The organism is Mycobacterium sp., assembly GCF_032162605.1.
Lineage (GTDB): Bacteria > Actinomycetota > Actinomycetes > Mycobacteriales > Mycobacteriaceae > Mycobacterium.
In genome coordinates, this window is sequence record NZ_JAVROT010000561.1 from 1 (window position 1) to 2,616 (window position 2,616).

The 2,616-nt window shown below is 67.9% G+C and carries 2 protein-coding genes; one reads left to right on the top strand and one right to left on the bottom strand.

The window, feature by feature from the left end:
* Positions 1-6: 6 nt before the first annotated feature.
* A complete protein-coding gene (locus QOI01_RS31085) occupies positions 7-1,779 on the top strand; it encodes an acyl-CoA dehydrogenase family protein (RefSeq protein ID WP_526387252.1) in 1,773 nt (590 codons plus the stop codon).
* A 5-nt stretch (positions 1,780-1,784) separates the two neighbouring features.
* On the opposite strand, the gene QOI01_RS31090 is transcribed toward QOI01_RS31085, so the two are convergent.
* On the bottom strand, positions 1,785-2,616 hold an 832-nt coding region (locus tag QOI01_RS31090; RefSeq protein WP_526387250.1), incomplete at its 5' end, for a PucR family transcriptional regulator.

Below are 2,616 nucleotides of genomic sequence, written 5' to 3' on the forward strand. Positions count from 1 at the left end.
CGCAGCATGAGCGATTACGGCATGGAGGCCGCCGATCGGCTTCCCTTCGCAACTGCGGAAAAGGCCGACCGCTACCGCACCGACGACTATCAGGGCGCGGTGGGCCTCAACTGGTACCGCACCGACCCGACGCTGCAATTCACGATGGCCTACTACCTGGAGCCCTCGGAATTGGAGTTAGCCGATCGACACCTGACACGCATGGGCGAGGTGATGGGCGGGCCCGTCGCTCGGTGGGCAGAGGAGACCGACCGCACGCCGCCGCGGCTCGAGCGTTACGACCGATGGGGCCATGACGTCAGCAGAGTGGTCATGCCGACCTCGTTCGTCGAATCGAAACGGACGATCCTCGACGCCCAGCGCTCGATTCGGGACGAAGCCGCGGCGGCGGGGACGAGTTCGGCGATGACGCTGTTCGCATCCAACTATCTGCTCAACCAGGCGGACATCGGGATGGGGTGCGCCCTTGGCACCGGCGGTGGCATGGTGCAGTCACTCGTCGCGGCCTACGCGCCACCGGACGTGCGCGACCACGTGCTGGCCAAGTTCGCCTCGGGCGAGTGGCAGGGTGAAACCGCGCAACTGCTGACGGAACGAACAGGTGGCTCCGACCTGGGTGCCCTTGAATCCACCGCGACGCGCGATGGCGACGTCTGGCTGCTCAACGGCTTCAAATGGTTCGCGTCGAATTGCAACGGCGAGGCGTTCGTCGTCTTGGCCAAGCCCGACGGCGCCCCCGACTCGACCCGCGGCGTCGCAACGTTTCTGGTTCTACGAACCCGGCGCGACGGTTCCCGCAACGGCGTCCGCGTCCGCCGACTCAAGGACAAGCTTGGGACGCGTTCCGTCGCCTCCGGTGAGGTGGAGTTCGTCGACGCCGAAGCCTTCCTGCTCTCCGGCGAACCCAGCGGCGGCGCTGGACCAGCCGACGGCAAGGGCATTGCCCGCATGATGGAGCTGACGAACGCCGCCCGGCTTGGCATCGCCCTGTTCGCGCTCGGCAACGCGCGGCGGGCGCTGGTCGAGGCGCTATGTTACGCCAGGAAGCGGCGCGCGTTTGGTGATGCGCTCATCGACAAGCCTTTGATGCGAAGGAAACTGGCCGAGATGATCGTCGACGTCGAAGCTGCGCAGGCATTGGTGTTCGACGGCACCGGCTTTGCGAACCACCGACAGCCGAGGCGTATCCGGCAGCGCATCGCCGTGCCCGTCACCAAGCTCAAGGTGTGTCGCCTCGGCATCACCATGGCGTCGGACGCGATTGAGATCCATGGCGGTAACGGCTATGTCGAGACCTGGCCGGTGGCCAGGCTACTCCGGGATGCACAGGTGAACACCATCTGGGAGGGACCCGACAACATCCTCTGTCTCGACGTGCGGCGGGGGATTGAACGGATGCAGGCGGACGAGCCGCTACTGGCGCGGCTACGCGACGCGGTGTCGGTGTCCGACGGCGACGAAGCGACCGACCAGGTGTCACGCAGCATCGAGGATCTCGAAGCGGCGATCACGGCGTGGACCAAACTGGAAGGGGCGGTGGCCGAGTCGAGGCTGTATCCGCTCGCGCAGTTCATGGGAGACGTCTACGCAGGTGCGTTGCTCACCGAGCAGGCGGCCTGGGAGCGCGCCACCCGACATTCGGAGCGCAAGGCGCTGGTCGCGCGGTTGTACGCGCAGCGGTATCTGGCTCCTCGAGGACCGCTTCGTGGTATCGATGCCGACGGCGATGAGGTCGTTGAGCGCTTCGACGAGCTCGCGGACGGCGCGCTCGAACTTTAGCCACGTTACCCAGTCGCTCGCAGGCTCAGCGAAAGCAGCAGTCGGACATCGGGATCGGTCAGCGACGTCCCCAACGACTCCTCGATCCGGCGCACGCGGTAGCGAACCGTGTTGGGATGCACGTGCAGCCACTGTGCCGCCGCGGCGACGTCGCCGAAGCTGTCGAGGTAGGCCCGCAGGGTGTCGACCAGGGCCCGGTCCTTCTCGCCGAGCTCGCGCACACGCGGGTCGACGAGTCGCTCGTCCGCACCGATCATCGTGACGATCTCGTCGAGCAGCACCGTGGTGCGGGCTTCGGCCAGCGACGTCACCTGCCCGATCGCGCCGGGGTGGCGCTCGGCGCTGTCGAGCACCCGGTCCACCTCTCCGCGAGCGGCCGCGACTCCCGCCAGACCCGCTGCGGGAGTGGCGATCACGGCCCGTAGCTCAAGCCCCAGCTCGGCGCGCAGAGCGCCGATGGTGCCGCGGATCCACGACGACACCGACGATGCCTTACCAGTGTGTGGGAACAACACGTAGACCCGCGAACTACCAGCCACCACCTGCGCGTCATGCCGAAAGGCGCTGGCGCTCAACGCGAGAACGTCGGCGAGCCGTGCGGGTGCCCCCCGCGCGCCGTCGAAGCCGATGACTGCGACGTGCCCGTCGGGGACGATGCGCAACTCGCGCGCGACGTCGGCCAGCCGGACACCGTCGATGGCGACCTCGCGCAGCCCGAGGAGCTCCTGGACCCGGACGGCGTGCGTGGACGGTGTCGCGGCCAGCCGTGACATGATCCGGGCGGCCAGCACGCCCGCCCCGCGCAGCACGTCATCGACATCGTCCGCCAGAGGTCGG

What these genes read in the sequence shown, in the direction of transcription:
- QOI01_RS31085 (WP_526387252.1), top strand. Translation starts at nt 7, where the DNA reads ATGAGCGATTACGGCATGGAGGCCGCCGATCGGCTTCCCTTCGCAACT.